The sequence below is a fragment of the Luteimonas sp. MJ250 genome (assembly GCF_039548455.1).
In the GTDB taxonomy this organism is placed as follows: Bacteria; Pseudomonadota; Gammaproteobacteria; order Xanthomonadales; family Xanthomonadaceae; genus Luteimonas.
Genome location: NZ_JBCLVB010000012.1, coordinates 49,237 through 71,069 on the forward strand (window position 1 = coordinate 49,237; position 21,833 = coordinate 71,069).

General features: G+C 69.9%; 19 protein-coding genes and 1 tRNA gene. 8 read left to right on the plus strand and 12 right to left on the minus strand.

All coding sequences use genetic code 11. The features are described from left to right. Positions 1–5: 5 nt before the first annotated feature. From frr to rpsB, 4 genes are all read right to left on the minus strand, one after another. On the minus strand, positions 6–563 hold the full coding sequence (gene frr, locus WCE37_RS09915) for a ribosome recycling factor (RefSeq protein WP_343255266.1): 558 nt from the start codon (positions 561–563) through the stop codon (positions 6–8). A gap of 50 nt (positions 564–613) precedes the next feature. Further along, on the minus strand, positions 614–1,336 hold the full coding sequence (pyrH, locus tag WCE37_RS09920; protein WP_343255265.1) for a UMP kinase: 723 nt from the start codon (positions 1,334–1,336) through the stop codon (positions 614–616). 173 nt (positions 1,337–1,509) lie between these two features. Next, positions 1,510–2,379 carry a translation elongation factor Ts gene (gene tsf / locus WCE37_RS09925; RefSeq protein ID WP_343255264.1) on the minus strand — a complete coding sequence of 290 codons (870 nt, stop codon included), beginning with the start codon at positions 2,377–2,379 and terminating at the stop codon, positions 1,510–1,512. Positions 2,380–2,464: 85 nt separating this feature from the next. After that, positions 2,465–3,328, minus strand: coding sequence for a 30S ribosomal protein S2 (gene rpsB, locus WCE37_RS09930; protein ID WP_343279222.1), 864 nt, complete (start codon positions 3,326–3,328; stop codon positions 2,465–2,467). Positions 3,329–3,642: 314 nt separating this feature from the next. Here rpsB and map point away from each other — a divergent pair, with 314 nt between their 5' ends. Genes map through dapE form a run of 5 tightly spaced genes read left to right on the plus strand, consistent with a single transcriptional unit; the run spans position 3,643 to position 9,646 of the window. Next, the gene (map, locus tag WCE37_RS09935; protein ID WP_343255262.1) at positions 3,643–4,416 is read left to right on the plus strand and encodes a type I methionyl aminopeptidase; all 774 of its coding nucleotides are present in this window, start codon (positions 3,643–3,645) and stop codon (positions 4,414–4,416) included. A gap of 37 nt (positions 4,417–4,453) precedes the next feature. Continuing rightward, a complete protein-coding gene (gene glnD, locus WCE37_RS09940) occupies positions 4,454–7,081 on the plus strand; it encodes a [protein-PII] uridylyltransferase (protein WP_343279428.1) in 2,628 nt (875 codons plus the stop codon). Then, the gene (gene dapD / locus WCE37_RS09945) at positions 7,078–8,145 is read left to right on the plus strand and encodes a 2,3,4,5-tetrahydropyridine-2,6-dicarboxylate N-succinyltransferase (RefSeq protein WP_343279223.1); all 1,068 of its coding nucleotides are present in this window, start codon (positions 7,078–7,080) and stop codon (positions 8,143–8,145) included. The genes glnD and dapD overlap by 4 nt, the downstream gene beginning before the upstream one ends. Positions 8,146–8,159: 14 nt before the next feature. Continuing rightward, positions 8,160–8,519, plus strand: coding sequence for a Spx/MgsR family RNA polymerase-binding regulatory protein (locus tag WCE37_RS09950; RefSeq protein ID WP_343279429.1), 360 nt, complete (start codon positions 8,160–8,162; stop codon positions 8,517–8,519). Next, positions 8,516–9,646, plus strand: coding sequence for a succinyl-diaminopimelate desuccinylase (gene dapE / locus WCE37_RS09955; protein WP_343279224.1), 1,131 nt, complete (start codon positions 8,516–8,518; stop codon positions 9,644–9,646). The genes WCE37_RS09950 and dapE overlap by 4 nt, the downstream gene beginning before the upstream one ends. A gap of 114 nt (positions 9,647–9,760) precedes the next feature. Here the strand turns inward: dapE and WCE37_RS09960 are convergent, their stop codons facing one another. The 7 genes from WCE37_RS09960 to WCE37_RS09990 all read right to left on the minus strand — a co-directional run bounded on the left by WCE37_RS09960 (position 9,761) and on the right by WCE37_RS09990 (position 17,825). Continuing rightward, positions 9,761–10,429 carry a hypothetical protein gene (locus WCE37_RS09960; RefSeq protein ID WP_343279225.1) on the minus strand — a complete coding sequence of 223 codons (669 nt, stop codon included), beginning with the start codon at positions 10,427–10,429 and terminating at the stop codon, positions 9,761–9,763. A gap of 72 nt (positions 10,430–10,501) precedes the next feature. Further along, on the minus strand, positions 10,502–12,877 hold the full coding sequence (locus WCE37_RS09965) for a penicillin acylase family protein (RefSeq protein WP_343279226.1): 2,376 nt from the start codon (positions 12,875–12,877) through the stop codon (positions 10,502–10,504). A gap of 80 nt (positions 12,878–12,957) precedes the next feature. Then, positions 12,958–13,623, minus strand: coding sequence for a thiopurine S-methyltransferase (locus WCE37_RS09970; protein WP_343279227.1), 666 nt, complete (start codon positions 13,621–13,623; stop codon positions 12,958–12,960). Continuing rightward, positions 13,623–15,866: a DNA topoisomerase IV subunit A gene (gene parC, locus WCE37_RS09975; protein WP_343279228.1), complete on the minus strand. Its 2,244-nt coding sequence runs from the start codon at positions 15,864–15,866 to the stop codon at positions 13,623–13,625. Before parC ends, WCE37_RS09970 begins: the two co-directional genes overlap by 1 nt. A 62-nt stretch (positions 15,867–15,928) precedes the next feature. Beyond that, a complete protein-coding gene (locus tag WCE37_RS09980) occupies positions 15,929–16,498 on the minus strand; it encodes an isochorismatase family cysteine hydrolase (protein ID WP_343279229.1) in 570 nt (189 codons plus the stop codon). Between the two features lie 2 nt (positions 16,499–16,500). Beyond that, positions 16,501–16,677, minus strand: a complete 177-nt coding sequence (locus tag WCE37_RS09985) for a hypothetical protein (protein ID WP_343255308.1) — start codon at positions 16,675–16,677, stop codon at positions 16,501–16,503. A gap of 35 nt (positions 16,678–16,712) precedes the next feature. Further along, a complete protein-coding gene (locus tag WCE37_RS09990) occupies positions 16,713–17,825 on the minus strand; it encodes a DNA topoisomerase IB (protein ID WP_343279230.1) in 1,113 nt (370 codons plus the stop codon). A 122-nt stretch (positions 17,826–17,947) separates the two neighbouring features. Here WCE37_RS09990 and WCE37_RS09995 point away from each other — a divergent pair, with 122 nt between their 5' ends. Further along, on the plus strand, positions 17,948–18,133 hold the full coding sequence (locus WCE37_RS09995) for a hypothetical protein (protein WP_343279231.1): 186 nt from the start codon (positions 17,948–17,950) through the stop codon (positions 18,131–18,133). Next, positions 18,130–19,071 (plus strand): NAD(P)/FAD-dependent oxidoreductase, encoded by a 942-nt coding sequence (locus WCE37_RS10000; RefSeq protein ID WP_343279232.1) that lies wholly within the window; start codon positions 18,130–18,132, stop codon positions 19,069–19,071. Before WCE37_RS09995 ends, WCE37_RS10000 begins: the two co-directional genes overlap by 4 nt. A 3-nt stretch (positions 19,072–19,074) precedes the next feature. On the opposite strand, the gene WCE37_RS10005 is transcribed toward WCE37_RS10000, so the two are convergent. Next, positions 19,075–19,161, minus strand: a tRNA-Leu gene (locus tag WCE37_RS10005). 294 nt (positions 19,162–19,455) lie between these two features. On the opposite strand from WCE37_RS10005, the gene rnr reads away from it, so the two are divergent. Beyond that, positions 19,456–21,822 carry a ribonuclease R gene (gene rnr / locus WCE37_RS10010; RefSeq protein ID WP_343279233.1) on the plus strand — a complete coding sequence of 789 codons (2,367 nt, stop codon included), beginning with the start codon at positions 19,456–19,458 and terminating at the stop codon, positions 21,820–21,822. The last annotated feature ends 11 nt before the right edge of the window (positions 21,823–21,833 follow it).

A 21,833-nucleotide genomic window follows, 5' to 3' on the forward strand; every position in this document is an offset into this window, starting at 1 on the left:
CGCCGTCAGACCGCCATCAGCTCCTGCTCCTTGGCCTTGACCACCTCATCGACGTCCTTGATGGCCTCGTCGGTGATCTTCTGGATCTCGCCCTCGACGCGGCGCTCGTCGTCCTCGCTGATCGCCTTTTCCTTCAGCAGCTCCTTGACCTGCTGGTTGGAGTCGCGGCGGATGTTGCGGATCGCCACCTTGGTGGATTCACCCTCGGCGTGGACCAGCTTGCTCAGCTCGCGGCGGCGCTCTTCGGTGAGCGCGGGCAGGTTGATGCGGATGGTGGTGCCGGCGGTGTTCGGCGTCAGGCCGAGGTCGGAGGCGAGGATCGCCTTCTCGACCGCCGCGATCATGGGCTTTTCCCAGGGCGTGATGGTGAGCGTGCGCGCGTCGCTGACCCCTACCGAGGCGACCTGCGTGAGCGGCATGTCCGAGCCGTAGTAGTTGACCCTGAGGTGGTCGACCAGCGCGGTGGACGCGCGGCCGGTACGGACCTTGGTCAGGTCGTGGCGCAGCGACTCGACACTCTTCGCCATGCGCGTCTGCGTTTCCTTCTTGATCTCGTTGAGCATCGGCTGCCCGCTCCTGGTTCGCAATCGACGGATTATAGGCGAAGCAGGGCTCAGCCGCGGCCCTGGACCAGGGTGCCGATCGGCTCGCCCTTGAGGATGCGCAGCAGCTGGCCGGGCTGTTCCATGTCGAAGATCCGCAGCGGCAGGTCGCTGTCGCGGCACAGGGCGAATGCCGCGGTATCCATGACCTGCAGGTCGCGGCGGATGACCTCGTCGTACGTCAGGCGGTCGAAGCGCACCGCATCGGGATTCTTCTTCGGATCGGAGTCATACACGCCGTCGACCTTGGTCGCCTTGAGCAGGAGGTCGGCGCCGATTTCGATCGCGCGCAGCGCGGCGCCCGAGTCGGTGGTGAAGAAGGGATTGCCGGTGCCGGCGGCGAAGATCGTGAGCCGGCCTTTTTCAAGATGACGTATCGCGCGGCGACGGATGTAGTCCTCGCAGACGTCGTTGATCTTGATCGCGCTCATCACCCGGACCTTGGCGCCGAGCTTCTCCAGCGCGTCCTGCAACGCCAGCGCGTTGATGACCGTGGCCAGCATGCCCATCTGGTCGCCGGTGACCCGGTCCATGCCGCCTGCGGCCAGGCCCGCACCGCGGAAGATGTTGCCGCCGCCGACCACAAGCGCGATCTCGGCTCCCGCCTGCTGCGCCTCGATGATCTCGGCGGCCAGGCGGTGCATGATCTTGGGGTCGATGCCGTAGTCCTCGTCGCCCATCAGCGCCTCGCCGGACAGCTTGAGGAGGATGCGGCGATAGGCGAGTTGCGACATGGCGGGTCTCCGGCGGTAATCGCTGGAATTCTAGCGGAAAAAGACGAAGGGCCGCGGATTGCGCCGCGGCCCTTCGTGTGTTTTGTCGCGGGGTTGCCCCCTTCCGCCGTCGGGCACCTACCCCCGCCTTGCGGGGGGAGGGAGCGGGTGGCGGCTTTCGCCGCACCCTTCAATCAGGCCAGGCCGGCCTGCTTCATCACTTCGGCGGCGTAATCCTCGACCACCTTCTCGATGCCTTCGCCAACGGCCAGGCGCTCGAAGCGGATGACGTCGGCACCGGCGGCCTTGAGCACCTGCTCGACGCTCTTGTCGGTGTCGAGCACATAGGGCTGGCCGTACAGCGTGACCTCGTTGACGATCTTGGCGATCTTGCCGCTGATGATCTTCTCGAGGATCTCGGCCGGCTTGGCGCGGTCCTTGTCGCTCATCTTCGCCAGCTCGATTTCCTTTTCCTTGGCGAGGAAGTCGGCCGGGACGTCGGCGGCCTTGTTGTGCGGCGGGTTCATCGCCGCCACGTGCATGGCCAGGCCGCGGGCGAGTTCCGCATCGCCGCCCTTCAGCTCGATCAGGACGCCGATGCGGCCGCCGTGGACGTAACCGGCAACGGTGTCGGCGCTCTCGATCGAGACCATGCGGCGCACCTGCACGTTCTCGCCGACCTTGGAGATCAGCGCGGCGCGGGTTTCCTCGACGGTCTGGCCGTCGAGCGCCGCGGCCTTGAGGGCCTCGACGCTGTCGACGCCCAGCGCGGCGGTGGCCACGGCCTCGCAGAACGCGAGGAAATTCTCGTCCTTGGCGACGAAGTCGGTTTCGGAGTTGATCTCGACCAGCGCGGCGCGATTGCCCTGCTGGGCGAGGGCGACACGACCTTCCGCGGCAACGCGGTCGGCCTTCTTGTCGGCCTTGGCCAGGCCCGACTTGCGCAGCGCCTCGGCGGCGGCGTCGATGTTGCCGCCGGCCTCGGTGAGCGCCTTCTTGCACTCCATCATGCCGGCGCCGGTGCGCTCGCGCAGTTCCTTGACCAGGGAAGCGGTGATTTCCATTGGGGACCTCGAATCTGTGGGTTTTCAAAGTGCGCGGCCGCGCATGGTGGCGCGGCCGCGTGTCAGGCGCGTGATGCCTGGCGCGTTACTCGGCGGCTTCGGGCTTGCCCTCGGCTGCCTCGGTCTTGGCCTCTACGGCCTCGGGCTTGGCGGCTGCGGACTTCGCCTCCGCGGCTTCGGGCTTCTTGCGGGCCGGGGCGCGGCGCGGCTTCTCGCCTTCGCCGCCTTCGCTGAACTCTTCCTCGCGCACGGTCGCGGCGCTCGGCGCGGCGGCCTTGCCCTCGAGCACGGCGTCGGCCGCGGCGCGGGCGTACAGCTGCACGGCGCGGATGGCGTCGTCGTTGCCGGGGATGGCGTAGTCGACCAGGTTGGGGTCGTAGTTGGTGTCGACGACCGCGATCACCGGGATGCCGAGCTTCTTGGCTTCCTTGATGGCGATGTCTTCATGGCCGATGTCGATCACGAACAGGGCGTCGGGGAGGCGGTTCATTTCCTTGATGCCGCCCAGCGAAGCCTCGAGCTTGTCGCGCTCGCGGCGCAGGCCCAGCACTTCGTGCTTGACCAGCTTTTCGAAGCTGCCGTCGGTCTCGCCGGCTTCCAGCGTCTTCAGGCGCGAGACCGAGCCCTTCACGGTGCGGAAGTTGGTCAGCGTGCCGCCCAGCCAGCGCTGGGTCATGTACGGCATGCCGCAGCGCTCGGCCTCTTCCTTCATCGGCTCGCGCGCGCTGCGCTTGGTGCCGAGGAACAGGATGATGCCGCGCTTCTGCGCGATGCCCGAGATGAAGTTCATCGCGTCCGAGAACAGCGGGACGGTCTTCTCGAGGTTGATGATGTGGATCTTGCCGCGGGCGCCGAAGATGTACGGCGCCATCTTGGGGTTCCAGTAGCGGGTCTGGTGGCCGAAGTGGACGCCGGCTTCCAGCATCTGGCGCATGGTGATCTGGGACATTGTGGTCATTCCTGATGGGGAACCCGGCCGCCGGAAGGGTAGGGGCGGCTTGCCTGCACGATGGCAGGCGATGGGTTCCGGGGTTGGGCCTCCCTGCTGCTTCCGTCTCCGAATCCGGCGTGGCGGGGCCTTGCGGCCCTGCTGCGCTGGACACCCCGGGACGGGCTGTTGCGGCAGGTGTGTATTCGACGGTGTCGCCCGTCGTGGGCGATTCCCGGCCGGAGCCCGGCCTGGGAACCCGCTGATACTAGCCTGCGGCCCCTCCCGGGGCAAGTTTTGGGCGGCGGCGCGCGGGATCGGCGATAATCGCGGCCATGATTACTCCCAAGACCCCAGACCAGATAGAGAAGATGCGCATCGCCGGCCACCTGGCCGCCGAGGTCCTGCAGATGATCGCCCCGTACGTGAAGCCCGGCGTGAGCACCGAAGAGCTCGACCGCGTCTGCCACGAGCACATCGTCAATGTGCAGCAGGGCACGCCGGCCAACGTCGGCTACCGCGGCTATCCCAAGGCCACCTGCATTTCGGTCAACAACGTCATCTGCCATGGCATCCCGAACGAGGCCAAGGTCCTGAAGGATGGCGACATCATCAATATCGACGTCACCGTCATCAAGGACGGCTGGCACGGCGACACCAGCCGCATGTATTTCGCCGGCACGCCGTCGGTGATGGCCAGGCGCCTGGTGGAGGTGACCCGCGAAGCGATGTTCCGTGGCATCCGCGCGGTGAAGCCCGGCGCCACCCTGGGCGACGTCGGCCATGCCATCCAGACCTACGCCGAGGCCGAACGCTTCAGCGTGGTGCGCGAGTACTGCGGCCATGGCATCGGCAGGGTCTACCACGAGGAACCGCAGGTGCTGCACTACGGCCGCCCGGGCGAGGGCCTTGTGCTGGAGGAGGGCATGACCTTCACCATCGAGCCGATGATCAACGAGGGCGCGCGCCACACCCGCCTGCTGCCCGACGGCTGGACCGTGGTCACCAAGGACCGCAAGCTCTCGGCGCAGTGGGAGCATATGGTCGCGGTGACCGCCGACGGCGTCGACGTCCTCACGCGCCTGCCCGGCGACGACAACGACTTCTGACGTGGACACGGCCGCGCCAGCTGACGCCTCCGGGCGCATGGGCGTTGCCGGTGACGCGGGCTGGGCGCAGGAGCGCCGCGACGCGCTGCTTGTGATCGACGAAGCCCTGGCAGGGCGGTTCGATCGTGGTGCCGACGCCGTGCAGCTGGCCGCAGAGCGCGCGCGAGCGGTCGACCTGATCGTCGCCGCGGCCTGGCGACGCTGCGAGCCGGCTCCGCTGGACGCCACGCACGCGCCGGGCATGGCGCTGTTCGCGGTCGGCGGCTATGGCCGCGGCGAGCTGTTCCCGCATTCAGACATCGACCTGCTGGTGCTGGTGGACGTGGAGCCTGACGCCGACGCGGCCGGGGGCACCGCGCTGTCGCGCTTCTTCGCGCTGCTCTGGGACTGCGGCCTGCCGGCGAGCCATTCGGTGCGCACGCCCGAGCAGTGCACCGCTGCGGCCACCGATATTTCCGTGATGACCGCGCTGCTCGAAGCGCGGCCGGTGGTGGCCGGCGATGACGCGCGCCTGGCGCTGTCGAGGGCCATCGCGCCCGACCGGGCCTGGCCCGCGCGCGACTTCTTCGTCGCCAAGTCGGAAGAAAAGGATCGCCGGCACGCGCGCTTCGGTGACACCTCCGACAACCTTGAGCCGAACCTGAAGGAAGGCCCTGGCGGCCTGCGCGACCTGCAGACCCTGGGCTGGATGGCGCGCCGCGCCTTCGGCACCCATGAGCTCGAGCCGCTGGTCGCGCTGGGCCACGTCGGTGCCGACGAGGCCGCCGCGCTCGACCGCGAGCATCGTGCGCTGGCCCGGCTGCGCTACGGCCTGCACCTGGTCGCCGGCCGCGGCGAGGACCGCCTCAGGTTCGACCATCAGAAGCCGTTGGCCGCGCGCCTGGGCTTCGCCGACGACGCCCGCAACCTGGGCGTCGAGCAGATGATGCAGGGCTTCTACCGCAGCGCCGCGGTGGTGCGCCGGATCGGCGATCGGCTGCAGCAGCGCTTCGAGGAGCACTTCGACGGCACCGCGGTGCCGGAGCCGGTCGACGCGGACTTCGAGCTGCGCCGGGGCTATCTTGCCGCGCGCGACCACGACTGGCCGCATGGCGACGTGGGTGAAGTGTTCGCGCTGTTCGCGGCCTGGGCGCGGCTGGGCGAACTCCGCGGCCTGCATACGCACACCGCGCGCGCGCTCGCGGAAGCGCTGGACGGACTGCCCGCGCATACCGCCGCCGCGCCGGCGCATCGCGAGGCGTTCATGGACCTGCTGCGCGGACCGTCGCCGGTGCGCACGCTCGAGCGCATGGCGCGCCTCGGGGTGCTCGGGCGCTGGATCCCGGCCTTCGCCCAGGTGTCGGGGCGGATGCAGTTCGACCTGTTCCACGTCTATACCGTCGACCAGCACACGCTGGCGGTGCTGCGCAACCTGGCTGCGTTCGCGACCGGCGTGCCCGACCAGCGCTTTTCGCAGGCGCACGCGGTGTATCCGACCCTGCACAAGCCCGAGCTGCTGCTGCTGGCGGGCCTGTTCCACGACATCGCCAAGGGCCGCGGCGGCGACCATTCCGAACTGGGTGCGGTGGATGCGCGCGCCTTCTGCGAGGCGCATGGCCTGGACGAGCCCGACACCGCGCTGGTGGAGTGGCTGGTGCTGCGCCACCTGCTGATGTCGGTAACCGCGCAGAAGCAGGATATTGCCGATCCGGCGGTGATCCATCGCTTCGCCGGCGAGGTCGCCGATCGCGAGCGCCTCGACTACCTGTACCTGCTGACCTGCGCCGACATCGCCGGCACCTCGCCCAAGCTGTGGAACGCGTGGAAGGACCGGCTGCTGGCAGACCTGCGCAACGCCACCCGCCTGGCCCTGCGCCGGGGCCTGGAGCATCCGGTCGCGGCCGCCGAGCGCATCGCGGGGACCCGCGCCGCGGCGGCGTCGCTGCTCGCCGACAAGGGCATCGACCCGGCGGATGCGGACGCGCTGCTCGGGCGCTTCCCGGCCAACAGCTTCCTGCGCGCGCGGGCCGAGCAGATCGCGTGGCAGGCGCTGGCCCTGCACGAGTCGACGGCGGCCGGCGAGGTCGCTGGACGGCCGGTGGTGAAGGCAAGGCGGGTGGCCGCCGGCAGCCCGGCGATGGAGGTTTTCGTGCACGACACGGACCGCGACGGCCTGTTCGCGGCGATCGTGGTCACGCTCGACCGGCTGGGCCTGGCGATCCAGCAGGCGCGCGCGATCGACGGGCCGGGCGGTGGGGTATTCGACAGTTTCCAGGTGCTGCCGGAAGACGCGCGCGCCGACTGCGAGCCGCGCATGGTCGCGCGCAAGCTGGCCGCGGTGCTGGCGGGACCGCTCGACCGGGTGCGTCCGGCGCAGCGCAATCTGCCGCGGCACCTGCGCCATTTCCGCATCGTGCCGCAGGTTGAATTCGCGCCCAGCGCCGACGGCTCCGCCACCGTGCTGAGCCTGGTGTGCACCGACCGGCCGGGGCTGCTGGCCGACGTTGCCCACGTCCTGCGCAGCCAGGACCTCCGCGTGCATGACGCGCGCATCGCAACCTTCGGTGCCCGTGCCGAAGACGTGTTCCGGGTGACCGGCGAAGACAAGCAACCGCTGGACGAGGCGGCGTGCGCGCGACTGCGCAGCGCCTTGCTGGCAAGGATCGACGGAGAAGCAGGCAGATGAGCACCAGGAAGAAGCCCGCCGCGAAGAAGGCGGTGTCGAAGACTGCAGCAAGGAAGGTTGCAGCAAAGAAGGTTGCAGCAAAGAAAGTTGCCGTGAAGAGAGTTGCCGTGAAGAAGGCCGCGGCGAAAAAGGCTGCTGCCGGCGGCGGCGTCGCGAAGACGGCATCGGCACGGAAGCTGGCGGCAGGCAAGCTTGCCGCGGCTGGAGTTCCGGCCGCGCCGCACAACGGCCCCGACCAGGAGCTCGCTTTCATGATCGACAGCGCCTGGCACCGGCGCTCGACCCTGACCCCGGAGGAGATCGAAGGCTCCACGCGGCCGCTGGTCGAACGCGCCATCGAAGGCCTTGAGGAGGGTCGACTGCGCGTGGCCGAGCCCGATGGCGCCGGTGGCTGGACGGTCAACGAGTGGTTGAAGAAGGCGGTCCTGCTGTATTTCCGCGTGCAGGAAATGGAAGCCGGCGAGCAGTATCCGGCGCCCTACTGGGACAAGATCCCGATGCGCTTCGCCGACTTCGACGAGGCTGCCTTCCGCAAGCTTGGCGCCCGCGTGCTGCCCGGTGCGATCGCCCGCCGCGGTGCCCACGTCGGCCGTGACGTGGTGCTGATGCCGTCGTTCGTCAACATCGGCGCCTGGATCGGCGAAGGCACCATGGTCGACACCTGGGCCACGGTCGGCTCCTGCGCCCAGGTGGGCAGCCACTGCCACATTTCCGGCGGCGCCGGCATCGGCGGCGTGCTCGAGCCGCTGCAGGCCTCGCCGACGATCATCGAGGACCATTGCTTTATCGGCGCGCGCTCGGAGGTGGTGGAGGGCGTGATCGTCGGCCATCACAGCGTGATCGGGATGGGCGTGTTCCTGGGACAGTCCACGCGCATCTACAACCGCTCGACCGGTGAGACCAGCTACGGCGTGGTACCGCCGGGCAGCGTGGTGGTGGCGGGTTCGCTGCCGGCCTCCGACGGCACGCACTCGCTGTACTGCGCGGTGATCGTGAAGCAGGTGGACGCGAAGACCCGCTCCAAGACCTCGGTCAACGAGCTGCTGCGCGGCCACGCGCTCTGAAGCGGGGAACGATGATGACGACCCTGTATGGACTGAACAATTGCGACACCTGCCGGAAGGCGCGGAAGTGGCTGGACCGCTTCGGCATCGCGCATGGGTTCGTCGACTACCGCGACGACAAGCCCGGGCCCGACACCCTGGTCGAATGGGCCGGCAAGCTCGGTGGCTTCGAGGCCATGGTCAACAAGTCGTCCACCATCTGGCGCCAGCTGCCGGACAACCGCAAGGCGCCCGGGTCTGACGCCGAATGGAAGCTGCTGCTGCGCGAGTATCCGCAGCTGGTCCGTCGGCCGGTGGTGGTCACCGATGATGGCGTCGCAAGCCAGGGCTTCAGCGACAACGGCTTCAAGAAGCGTTTCGGAACCGGCGAATGAGCGAGGTGCTGGCGCTGGCCTGCGAACTGATGGCGCGGCCTTCGGTGACGCCCGATGACGCCGGCTGCCAGCGATTGATCGCCGGCCGCCTGGAGCGTGCCGGCTTCACCTGCGAGCCGCTTGGCCATGGCGAGGTCGACAACCTCTGGGCCAGCCACGGCAGCGGCGATCCGGTGCTGGTGCTGCTCGGCCACACCGACGTGGCGCCGCCAGGGCCGCGCGAGGCCTGGGCCAGCGATCCCTTCGTTCCTGAAGTCCGCGACGGCGTGCTCTACGGGCGCGGTGCCGCCGACATGAAGGGCAGCGTGGCCGCGTTCGTGGTGGCGCTGGAGCAGTACGTGGCCGCGAACCCGGACCACGCGGGCACGGTTGCCCTGCTGCTGACTTCGGACGAGGAGGGCGATGCCATCGATGGCGTGCGCCGCGTTGCCGACGGATTCCGGAGGCGCGGCCAGCGCATCGACTGGTGCATCACCGGGGAGCCTTCATCGACGAATCGCCTGGGCGACCTGCTGCGCGTCGGCCGCCGCGGATCGCTGTCGGCAGCGCTCACCGTGCACGGCGTGCAAGGGCACGTCGCCTATCCGGACAAGGCGCGAAATCCCGTGCACGACGCCCTGCCGGCGCTGGCCGAGCTGGTGGCCCGACGCTGGGACGATGGCTACGAGACCTTCCCGCCGACCAGCCTGCAGGTCAGCAACATCGCCGCGGGCACGGGAGCGACCAACGTCATCCCCGGCAGCCTGCGCGTGGACTTCAACCTCCGCTACAACCCGAACTGGGACGCGCCACGTCTGGAGTCGGAGATCGAGTCGATGCTCGCGCGCAACGGCGTGGACTTCGCGATCCGCTGGCACCGCAGCGGCGAGCCCTTCTTCACTCCGGAGGGAACGCTGCGCGCGGCCGCCCGCGACGTGCTTGCCGGCGTGGCCGGCGCGCCGCCTGAAGAAAGCACCGGCGGCGGCACCTCGGACGCGCGCTTCATCGCGCCGCTGGGCGCGCAGTGCATCGAGGTCGGGCCGGTGAACGCCAGCATCCACAAGGTCGACGAGAACGTCTCCGTCGCCGACCTGGAGGCGCTTCCCGGTCTTTACCTGGCGCTGATCGAGCGGCTGCTCCCGCGCTGACCCGAGCGCCGGCCGTCCGCAGCTGCGGACGGCGAGCGCCGTGGGTCGCGTGGGCCCTCACCGTGACGCGGTGGCCGGTATGGACGAGCGCCGGCCGGTGACGTCGCCTTGGCCCTAGTCCCGGCCCTTTCCCTTGCCGTTGCCCTTGCCCTTGCCTTTATTCCCGTTGTTGCCGTTGTTGCCGTTGTTGCCGTTGTTGCCCTTGGCGGGCTTGGCTCCATGGCCGGGATTGCCGCGGCCGTGCTCGCTGCGTTGGCCATTGCCGCGCGCGCCTTTTCCGTCGTGGGCATGGCCCGGCCCGGAGCGCGACCAGTCGACGCGGACCGGGCGGTCGACCACGATCGAATGCCCCCATCGGCCGTAGGTGTCGACCTGTCCGCGCTTGAGCGCGTGGAAGGCCGCCGAGCCGGGCTTGATGCCCATGCGCTTGGCAACGGCGCCCCAGCCCTGGCCGGGGTTGCGCTCGTATTCGCGGACCACGTTGCTGCAGGGCACGCCCAGGGCGTGCGCGATAGCGCATGCGTAGTAGACGTCGCCAGGCGCCCAGCCGCGGCCGTCGAGCAGGTCGACCAGCAGCGGGCGCGGCGCGCCGTAGTACCCGGTCATCTCGTCGAGGAAGGGATCGCGGTGGTGGCGGCCGTAGTCGTTGATCTCGCCCAGGCGCGAATCCACCCATACATCGCCGGTCCGGGTGTTGTAGCCGATGGTCTGGGCGGACGCGCTCGCGGCCAAGCCGAGGCCGAGGGCGAGCGCGAGGATGCGGAGTCCATTATGCGTAGCCATGGATGCTGCTCCTGGATGGGGGACGTGGCGGATTGTGGACGTTTGCGATGAACCTGCGGTGATGTCGCCGCGTCAGCGCGGCGCCAGCACCAGCGCGTGGGTGGCGGGCCCTGGAAGGAATGGCGAAGGCCGGCCCTGCACCCAGTCGTCATGGCCGGCGCCCCAGAACGGCGACAGTGGATGGCCACTCTGGCCGCCGGGCATGTGCACGATGCCGTCGGCTTCGCGCCCCGGCGATACCACCATGCGCTGCGACGCACCGAACGCCGGGGCCTGCACCAGCGGCATGTCGGTGTCGCCGCCAAGCTGGTCGGGAGGCATGCAGAGCATGCGCCTGCCCAGCACCGGGATGGCGCCGGCCAGCGGGTGGCAGATCGCCGCGGTGTTGCGCTCGCCCCAGGTGCGCTCGGCAAGCGGCCCCGCGGCTTCAAGTTGGCTGCGGACATCGTGCGCGGCATCCTCGAACAGTGCCTGCCAGCTGTCGTAGCGGCGTGGCAACAGGTGCGCCGGCTGCGTGGACGCCAGCGGCCATGCGACGCCTTCCAGCTGCGGCAGCGCGGGCATCGCGAAATCCTCGCCCAGCGCCGCGCGCGCCGGCGCCACCAGACCGTCGGCGATCCGGTCGTGGACCTCGTTGCGCCAGGCGCGGACCAGCCGGTAGCCCGTGGAATCCGGGCTGGCACGACCCTGCCAGTCGGTGGCGGCGTCGGCGAGTGCCCGCAGTGCCGGCGCGTGCGCGCCCGCGCTGCCGGCGCTCGACTGCAGCAGGTCGCGCCAGCGCTGCAGGAACAGCGCACGGTCATCGAGCTGGATCGCGAGCAGGGCGCGCTCGTCGAAGCGTTCGCTGGCGAACAGGGCATCTCGGATCTGCTTGGCGCGCGCGCCGTTCACATGGCCGCCGTCGCCGACGGCCGTGATCCAGGGTGCGCCCACCACCCGGTTGTTCGCCGTCCAGACGCGGTCGACGGTGGGCGAGGCGACGTGAGGCGCGCTCCTGCCGCTGATGCTCCACGGTGCGCATGCATCGCCATCCGCCACCAGGTCGGTGGCCGGGCAGGCCGCGTCGCGCTGTGGCAGCGGCCCGAGCAGCCTCCAGGCGATCCGGCCGCGATGGTCGCCGATCACCAGGTTCTGCGCCGGCAACGCAATATCGCGTGCCAGCAGCAGCGCGCGGTCGAGGTCACCCGCCCAGGCCATCGACATCAGCCCGAGGTTGAGCGCGCCCGGCTGGTGCGCCACCCAGCGCAGCGCCAAGGCGTCGCCACCATCAAGACGATGCAGCAGCGGCCCCCAGGGCGCCTCGTCGATCCCGAGGTCGACCGCGTCGCCATCGGCGACATCGATGCGTTCCACGACGTGCTCGATGGGCGTGCAGTTGCTGCCGCTGTCGGCGCCGTCGTCGTTCTCGCCGCAGGGCGTCACCCGCGCCCAGTCCAGGGTATCGGCGTAGCTGTTGGTGAAGCCCCAGGCGACGCGGCCGTTGCTGCCCACCACCACCGCCGGCAGGCCGGGCAGGGTGAAGCCGGAGACGTCGACCCGGCCGTCGGGCGCGCGCGCGTCCGGCCAGCGCATGCGCGCGCGGAACCAGATGCCGGGCGCGCGCAGGCCCAGGTGCATGTCATCGGCGACGATGGCCCGGCCATCGGCGGTGAAGCGTCCCGACACGGCGAAGTTGTTGCTGCCGCGCGCGGGCGGGGGCGCGGAATCCAGCGGGCTTGTGTCATCGGGCAGGGGCAAGCGACGCAGGTCGACGGCATCGGGCGCGGGCAACACGGCATCGCCGCTGGCCGGGCCCAGGAGCGGCGCATCCCAGCTCGAGCCGGCGTGGGTGAGCAGCGTGAACAGCGCCGGTGGCAGGTGTGGCCGCAGCGTCCAGAGCGCCAGTTCGCGCTGATTGGCGGCATCCTGCAGGTCGAAGTACATCGCGTAGCCCGCCAGCGCCGTGTCCGCGGGCGTCCAGGGCTCGGGCTGCCGGCGCAGCAGCAGGTAGGGCCAGGGCCGCGCGCCGAGGTCGGCGAGGCCGGCGTTGGCGCCGGCGGCGTAGGCATCCAGCAGCGGTCGCTGGCTGCCGGCGATCGCGTCGAGGTCGGCGTCCACGCGCGCGCGCATCCTGTGCACGCGATGCCGGCGGTCGGCCTCCAGCGCGACCGCGCCGAACAGCGCGGACAGCTCGCCGGCGGCGGTGCGCCGCATCAGGTCCATCTCGAAGTAGCGCTCCTGCGCATGCAGGTAGCCGAGCGCACGAACGGCGTCGGCTTCGTTCGCGGCATCGATGGTGGCGACGCCGATGGCATCGCGGCTGATCGTCACCGGTGCCGACAGGCCCGGCAGCGCCACTGTGCCGTCGAGCGTCGGCAGGCTGGCGCGCAGCGCCCACCAGGCCGCCAGCGCCGCGAGCGCGGCCAGCAGCACGAGCAGCAGCACGATGCGCAATGACCAGCGAAGCATGGCGTTTCCCCCGGGAGCCCGCCGCATTGTAGATCGGTCGACGCCACGGCCCATGGTCGCAGCAGGCCCGCGGCGCTGCTTTATGCGCGCGGCTGGCGCTGGAGCCGCCAGGCGGCGGTGGCGAGCGCACTGAGCCCGTCGGCACCCAGGCGCGGCTCGTCGGCGAGGATGTCGCTGCGCTCTAGCAGGATGGGCGACCAGGCCGCGCCGAACAGTACCTGCACTTCGCTGGCCTCGACCGCGAACGGCGGCCCGGCTTTTTCCGCCTGCGGATACTCCAGCGTCACCAGCAGACCGCGGCAGTGGTCCGGCAGGCTGGTCCATGTCGTTTCGACGTAGCGCCGGCGCAGTTCGGGCGGCAGTGCGATCAGTGCGGCGCGATCGAATACCGCCGCACACTCCGCCAACGCCATGCGGTCGAGCCCGAAGGCATCGCCGACGATGATCTCGAACGGACCCGCGCTGCAGTGCAGGCCGGATTCCGTTTCGTGAATCGCGGGCTCGAGGCCGCGCTCGCAAAAAAAATTGCGCACGGCCAGTTCCGACAGTTCGACGCCGAGCACGCGGTGGCCGCGTGCGGCCAGCCATGGCATGTCCAGGCTCTTGCCGCAGAGCGGCACGAACACGGTGCTGCCGGCGGGCAGCGCCAGCGCGTCCCAGTGGCGTTCCAGCTGCGGCGTGACCGACGACTGGTGGAAACCGATCCGCCCGTCATGCCAGCGCTCGTGCCAGAACGCCGGGTCCATCAGTCGACCGCCAGCCCGTCGACCTTCTGCCAACCGCGGGGCAGGAGCCCGCCGCGGCTGCCGCGGGCGCCGAGATAGGCCTCCAGGTCGCGGTACGACAGCGACATCGTGCGCGCGCCCGACATGACCAAGAGCGTGCCGCCCTGCGGCACCGCCGCAATCGCCACCACGCGCTCGGTGCCGCGCTTGGCCTTCGGGATCTCGATGATCTTGTTGCCCTTGCCGCGCTCGAGTTCGGGCAGCTCGGCGACCGGGAACGCCAACAGGTGCCCGGCGCTGGTGACCGCCACGATGCGGTCGGTCTCCATGCCGGCGACCGGCGATGGTTGCAGCACGTGCGCGCCCTCCGGCACGCTGAGCATGGCCTTGCCCGCCTTCTGCCGCCCCACCAGGTTCTCGAAGCGGGTGACGTAGCCGTAGCCGGCCGAGGAGGCCAGCGCCAGGCGGGCGCCGGCGTCGCCGCTGGCCATGGCCACGAAGGTGGCACCGGCAGCGGGCGAGAAGCGCCCGGTGAGCGGCTCGCCGTTCCCGCGCGCCGACGGCAGGCCGTGGGCCAGGGTGGAATAGGCGCGGCCGCTGGAATCCAGGAACGCCACCTGCTGCGTGCTGCGCCCGCGCACCGCGGCCAGCAGCGCGTCGCCTTCGCGGTAGGACATCGTGGACGCATCGACGTCATGGCCCTTGGCGGCACGCACCCAGCCCTTCTGGCTGAGCACCACCGTCACCGGCTCACTGGCCACCAGGTCGGTCTCGGCCAGGGCCTGCGCCGCGCCGCGCGCGACCAGCGGTGAACGGCGTTCATCGCCGAACTTCTTCGCGTCGGCGAGCAGCTCGTCCTTGACCAGCTTGCGCAGCTTCGACTTGCTGCCCAGGGTCGCCATCAGGCGGTCGCGCTCGGCGTCGAGCGCCTCCTGCTCGCCGCGGATCTTCATTTCCTCGAGCCGTGCGAGCTGGCGCAGGCGGGTTTCGAGGATGTAGTCGACCTGGTCGTCGCTGAGCTCGAAACGCGCCTGCAGCACGGCGCGTGGTTCGTCCTCGCTGCGGATGATCCGGATCACCTCGTCCAGGTTGAGGAAGGCCACCAGCAGGCCTTCCAGCAGGTGCATGCGGCGCTCGACCTTGTCCAGGCGGTGCTGCAGGCGACGGGTGACGGTGTCGCTGCGGAACGACAGCCATTCCAGCAGCAGCGTGCGCAGGTCCTTGACCTGCGGCCGGCCGTCCAGGCCGATGATGTTGAGGTTGACCCGGTAGCTCTTCTCAAGATCGGTGGTCACGAACAGGTGGCCCATCAGCTGGTCCACGTCGATCCGGTTGGAGCGCGGGATCAGCACCACGCGCACCGGGTTGGCGTGGTCGGACTCGTCGCGGATGTCCTCCAGCCAGGGCAGCTTCTTGGCGCGCATCTGCGCCGCGATCTGCTCGATCACCTTGCCGGGGCTGACCTGGTAGGGCAGGGCGGTGATGACGATGTTGGCCGCTTCCTTCAGGAACGTGGCGCGGGCGCGCACGCTGCCGTGGCCGGTCTCGTAGATCGTGCGCAGGTCGGCGGCCGGGGTGATGATCTCGGCGGCGGTGGGGTAGTCGGGCCCGCGCACGTGCTCGCACAGGTCGGCGACGGTCGCCTCGGGGTCGTCGAGCAGGCGCACGCAGGCGCTGACCACCTCGTTGAGGTTGTGCGGCGGCACGTCGGTGGCCATGCCGACCGCGATGCCGGTGGTGCCGTTGAGCAGCAGGTGCGGCAGGCGCGCGGGCAGCCAGGTGGGCTCTTCCAGCGTGCCGTCGAAGTTGGGCGCCCAGTCGACGGTGCCGTGCGCGAGTTCGCCAAGCAGCGCTTCTGCGATCGGCGTCAGCTTGGACTCGGTGTAGCGCATGGCCGCGAACGACTTCGGATCGTCGGTCGAGCCGAAGTTGCCCTGGCCCTCGATCAGCGGATAGCGGTAGCTGAAGGGCTGCGCCATCAGCACCAGGGCTTCATAGCAGGCGCTGTCGCCGTGGGGGTGGAACTTGCCGATCACGTCGCCGACGGTGCGCGCCGACTTCTTGGGCTTCGAAGTCGCGCTGAGCCCGAGCTCGCTCATCGCGTAGATGATCCGCCGCTGCACCGGCTTCAATCCGTCGCCGATGAAGGGCAGGGCGCGATCGAGCACCACGTACATCGAATAGTCGAGATAGGCGCGCTCGGCGTACTCGCGCAGGGGAATCTGTTCGAAACCGTGGAAGACGGGGCGGACCGGGTCGTTCATCTGGACTGCTGTGGCGTTTCGGGACCCGCGATTCTACAAGGCCGGCAGCGGCCGCTGGCCCGCTACTGCGTCCCGCGCGCGCCCCAGGCCACCGCGTTCCGGGTCTCGATGGTGCGCGCGATCCCGGCGCCCTCGAGCACCTTGAACGTGCTGGCGCGCAGCCGCGGGCGCCCGGCAACGCCGTCGCGCAGCACCGCGACGTCGTACTCGCGGGCGTTGGCGTCGATCGCCGTGGCCAGGACGCAGCTCTCCAGTGCCATGCCCGCCAGCAGGATCCGGCGCACGCCGAGCTTGGCCAGCAGCACCGGCAGTGCGGTGGCCAGGAACGCGGAATGCTTGGGCTTCAGCACGAAGTGGTCATCGGGCAGGGGCTGGAGCAGCGCCGCGATGCGACCCGCAGGCCCGGGCGTGGCGGAGGCCATCGCCACCAGTTCGCGGAAATCCGACTGCCAGCGGGCGAAGTTGTCATTGGCGAACAACACCGGCCAGCCGCGGTCGTTGAAGCGTTCGCGCAGCGTGTGGATGTTGCGGGCGGCGCGCAGTGCGGCCGGGGCGATCACGTCCGCTTCCGGGAAGTCGAACAGCCCGACCATGTCAACGACCACGAGGGCGGGCGGTACCGGCGTGGCCATCCTCAGTCGCGGACTTTGGCCGGCACGAAGGGCGATGTCGGGTCGCTGGCGGGGAAGGTCTCTTCCAGCGCCTCGTCCTGGTTCTCGTTTTCCCGGTTCTTGCGGTTCGCGCGGTCCTGCGGCGTTTCCGGCCCGTGCCGATCGTGGTCCTGGGGAGGGTCTTTGCGGTCGCGGCTCATGCTGGGCTCCTGGAGTGATGACTGGTAGCCGCTTATTAGCCTTCGCGACGTTGTTTCCGCGTGACCGGCCGCCCGGCCGCGGCGCGATGGGCACGGGCCAGGAAGCGCAGCGCGGCGGTTTCCCACTGGCGCGCCCCGCGTGCCCGCGATGCGGCGCGCGCCAGGCTGCCGTCCTGCCAGCCGTCGAAAACGCAGGGGTCGATATAGGAGCTGCGGCAGACGGCCGGCGTGTTGCCCAGCGTCTGCGCGACCTCCACCACCACCCGCTGCCGCAGCCGTGCGAGGTCGGCTTCGTTGGCGTCGTCGGGCGGGGGCGTGGCCGCGAGCAGGCGGAACGCAGCCAGGGTCGCGCCCCAGGTACGGAAATCCTTGGCGGTGAACGGCGCGCCCATTTTTTCGCGCAGGTACGCGTTGACCATGCTGGAGTCCACCGGCTGCGATCCGCCACCGTCCTCGCTGTACTGGAACAGGTGCTGGCCCGGCAGCTGGTGCAGGGTGCGCACCATGCGGACGATCCGCCGGTCGTCCAGCTCGACCTCGAGCTGTTTGCCGCCCTTGCCCTTGAACTGCAGCCGCAGCGCCCCCTGCGGGAAGCGCGCGTGGCGGCTGCGCAGCGTGGTCAGGCCGAATGAGCCGTTGTCGCGCGCATAGCCGGCATTGCCCACGCGCAGCAGCGTTTCGGACAGGAGCCGCACCACGATGGCCAGGACTTTGTCCCGCGGGAACCCGGGCAGCGCCAGGTCGCAGCGCAGGGATCGGCGCAGCCGCGGCAGGGCCTTGGCGAAGTCCGGCAGGCGCTCGAACTTTCCGGTGTCGCGGAAGCTCCGCCAGTCGGCGTGGTATCGGTACTGCTTGCGGCCGCGCGCGTCGCGCCCGGTGGCCTGGAGGTAGCCGCGTGGCGAGGCGCAGATCCAGACGTCCCGATAGGCGGGCGGGATCGCCAGCGCGCGGATGCGGCCGAGGGTCGCGGCATCCCTGACCGCGCGACCATCCGGATCCACGTAGCGGAAACCGCGCCCGCAGCGAAGGCGGCGGATGCCGGGCATGCAGTCGCTGACATGGCGCAGTCCGGCTTCGGCCGCCGCGTGCGATTCCGCCGCCGTCGAAGGCGATGGGTCGACGGGATCCGCATTGCGTCGCGTGGCCATGCGAGGAAATTACGGCCGGTCGGTGATTGCATGATGAACATGCCCGTGGCCCTGCGGCCTCACGCGTCCTTTCCGCGGCGGCGCGCATCGTCTGTCGACATCCAGCATCGACGGAGGCGGATATGACCCGCGACAGCGTTCCCGAAGACACGCGTCCAGACAGCGCGAAGCCCGAGCGCGAACAGCGCTCCTATGATCATGGAAGCGGCGACCGGAACGCCTGGACGCCCGCCGGCGACAAGGGCCGCATGCCGCGCCACGACGGCGGCACGCAGCGCGACGCCCCACCCGAGCCGCCGCAGGCGTGATCGATGTGATCGTGGTGGGTGGCGGGCCCGCGGGGCTGACAGCGGCCACCTACCTGCATCGCTTCCATCGCTCCTGCCTGGTGCTGGATGCCGGAGAAAGCCGCGCCCGCTGGATTCCCGAGAGCAACAACTGCCCGGGATTCCCGCACGGGGTGTCCGGGAAGGAGTTGTTGCGGCGCATGCGCGAACAGGCCGGCGAGGTCGGGCTGGTGACCGAACGTGCCGTGGTGGACGGCGTCAGGCCGCTGGACGGCGGTGGGTTTGAAGTCACCGCCGGCGAACGCTCCTGGCGCGCGCGCAAGGTCATCCTCGCCAGCGGCGTGAGCGACCGTCTGCCCGAAGGGCCCTGGGTCGCCGACGCCATCGCCCGCGGCGCCCTTCGGCTGTGTCCGGTCTGCGATGCCTACGAAGCCAGCGACCTGGTGATCGGCGTGCACGGCCCCGCAGACGAAGTGGGCGGGCATGCCTTGTTCCTGCTGGGGTATTCGGACACGGTCCTCGTCCTGCCGAGCGACAGCGGCGATGGCGGCGACGCCGGACGCAGATCGCGCGAAGCCGGCGCCGAGTGGCTGCCGGGTGGCGGGCGCCTGGCCTTCGATGGCGAAAAATGCAGTTACGTCCCGCTGGAGGGTGCGCCGGTCACGCTGGACACCGTGTATGCATACCTGGGCTCCGACACCAGTGCGGACATCGCCGCCGCGGCCGGCGCCGCGCTGACCGACGAGGGCGAGATCGTCGTCGACGGCGACCAGCAGACGCGGCTGCCGGGCCTGTACGCGATCGGTGACGTGGTCAGCGGACTCAACCAGATCTCGGTGGCGGTGGGGCACGCGGCGATCGCCGCCACCCACGCCCACAACGCGCTGCCGTTCGCGGCGCGCCGCCACGCAGGCAAACAAAAAACCCCGCTTTCGCGGGGTTTCCTGTCATCAACCTAATGATGGTGCCCAGAAGAGGACTCGAACCTCCACGGAGTTGCCCCCGCTAGCACCTGAAGCTAGTGCGTCTACCAATTCCGCCACCTGGGCAGGTGGGCGCGTATGGTGCAGCGCGGCGGCGATCCTGTCAACGGGCGACAGCCGAATCGATGCACACGGATGCGAAACGATGAGCACGGGACTTCCACGGCGCCCGCGTACAATTGCCGGATGACAAAAACTGCAGACAAGGGCGGCAGCGGCCGCAACAGGACGCCTTCCAGGGCGAAGGCTGGCGGCGACTCGCCTTCCAGGGGCGCGAAAGCCGCTGCCACCAGGCCCGGGCAGGACCCGGCGGCGCCAGCCCGCGCCGCGAAGAAAAAGCCGGCGGCTCAGCCGGGCTGGATGCCCGATCCGGGGCTGCTGCGCGCGATGAAGCCGCGTGGGCCGGATACGCCCGTCGCGCCTGAAGCACCGGCGCCGGCGCCGGCGCGCGGGAAGGACGGTGGCCGCAAGCGTGGCGGCGTTGACGACCCGCAGGCCGCGCGCGAGGCGGGACGCTACGAAAACCCCATTGCCAGCCGCGAAGCCATCCTCCAGCTGCTGTCCGATGCCGACGGCCCCATGGATGCCGAGGCCCTCCAGGTGGCCCTGGGCCTGACCGAGCCGGAGCGCGCGGAAGCGCTGGACAAACGCCTGGCGGCGATGCTGCGCGACGGCCAGGTGTTGAAGAATCGCCGCCGCGGCTTCGTGCCCGCGGCGCGCGCCGATCTGGTCCCCGGCACGGTGATCGCCAACCCTGAAGGCTTCGGCTTCCTGCGCCCGGAAAGCGGGGTGGGCGACGACCTGTTCCTGCCGCCCTTCGAGATGCGCAAGGTGATGCACGGCGACCGCGTGCTCGGCAGCGTCACCGGCGTCGACCGCCGCGGCCGTCGCGAAGGCGTGATCGTGGAGGTGCTGGAGCGCCGCGTCAGCCGCCTCATCGGGCGCTACGCGCTCGAGTCGGGAATCAGCTTCGTGGTGCCGGACGACCGCCGCATCCAGCGCAACGTCCAGATTCCCGCCGACGCGCGACTGGACGCGCGCGACGGCCAGCTGGTGGTCTGCGAGATCGTCGCGCCGCCGGACAATCACCGGCCGCCGATCGGCCGCGTGCTGGCGATCCTTGGCGACAAGCTGACCGCGTCCATCGCGGTCGAAGCGGCGATCCACGGCCATGACATCCCGCACGAGTTCCCGCCCGAGGTGCTCGACGCCGCGGCCGGGGTGCCGGTGGAGGTCGGCGCCGCCGAAGCCAACCGCCGCCTGGACCTGCGCAAGCTGGCGCTGGTCACCATCGACGGCGAGGATGCGAAGGACTTCGACGACGCGGTGTATTGCGAACCCAACCGCGACGGATTCCGCGTGATCGTCGCGATCGCCGACGTGTCGCATTACGTGCGCCCGGGCGAGCCGCTCGACATCGAGGCGCAGAAGCGCGCGACCTCGGTGTATTTCCCCGGCTTCGTGGTGCCGATGCTGCCCGAGACCCTGTCCAACGGCATCTGCTCGCTGAAGCCCCGCGAGGACCGCCTCTGCTTCGCCTGTGACATGCAGGTCGACCGCCGCGGCAACATGGTGTCGTACTCCTTCCACGAAGCGGTGATGCACTCGCACGCGCGCCTGACCTACAACCAGGTCTGGAACGCAGTCGGCGACGGCATCCCCGATGCCGACCGCGATGCGGCGCAGGCGTTCATCGGCCCGCAGATGCAGCAGGTGCGGCAGCTGCACCAGCTGTACAAGGTGTTCGAAAAGGCCCGCAAGCAGCGCGGTGCGATCGACTTCGAAACCTCGGAAGTCCGCTTCGTGCTCGGGCCGCAGGGTGAGGTCACCCAGGCCGGCATGATCCAGCGCAACGACGCCCACAAGCTGATCGAGGAATGCATGATCGCGGCCAACGTGGCCGCCGCGCACGCGCTGCTCGCCTCCGGCATCCCGGCGCCGTTCCGCGACCACGACCGCCCGCCGGAAGGAAAGTACGCTGATCTGCTTGAGTTCCTGAAGGAGTTCCAGCTGCGTCTGCCGACCTGGCAGAAGGTGCATCCCAAGGACTACCGCAAGCTGCTGGAAACCGTGCGCGAGCGTCCCGATGCCGCGCTGCTGGAATCCGTGCTGCTGCGCAGCCAGTCGCTGGCGGTGTACTCGCCGGACAACATCGGCCACTTCGGGCTTGCGCTGGAGGCCTACGCGCACTTCACCTCGCCGATCCGTCGCTACGCCGACCTGCTGGTGCACCGTGCGATCAAGCATTCGCTCGTCGGCGGCAGCGTTGCGCAGTACAAGTACACGGCGCACGAGATGGCAACGCTGTCCCTGCAGTGTTCGGAGCGTTCGCGCCGCGCCGACGAGGCCCAGCGCGAGGTCGACGAGCGTTACCGCGCGGCGTGGATGGAGGAGCACGTGGGCCGTGAGTTCGACGGCGTGGTCAGCGGCGTCACCAGCTTCGGCCTGTTCGTGGAGCTCACCGAATCCAAGGTCAACGGCCTGGTGCACGTGACCCAGCTGCCCAATGACTTCTACAACTTCGACCCGATCCGCAAGACGCTGACCGGCCAGCGTTCCGAGCGCGAGTACCGGCTTGGCGACGCCGTGCGCATCGTCGTGCTCAAGGCGAGCGTCGAAGAGTTGAAGATCGACTTCCGCCTGGTGGAGGAGGGCGTCCAGCAGGGCGGTCCGGTCCCAGCCGCCCCGCGAGGGCAGCCGGCGAAGCGGACCAAGAAAAAGTACTGAGGACGAACGCC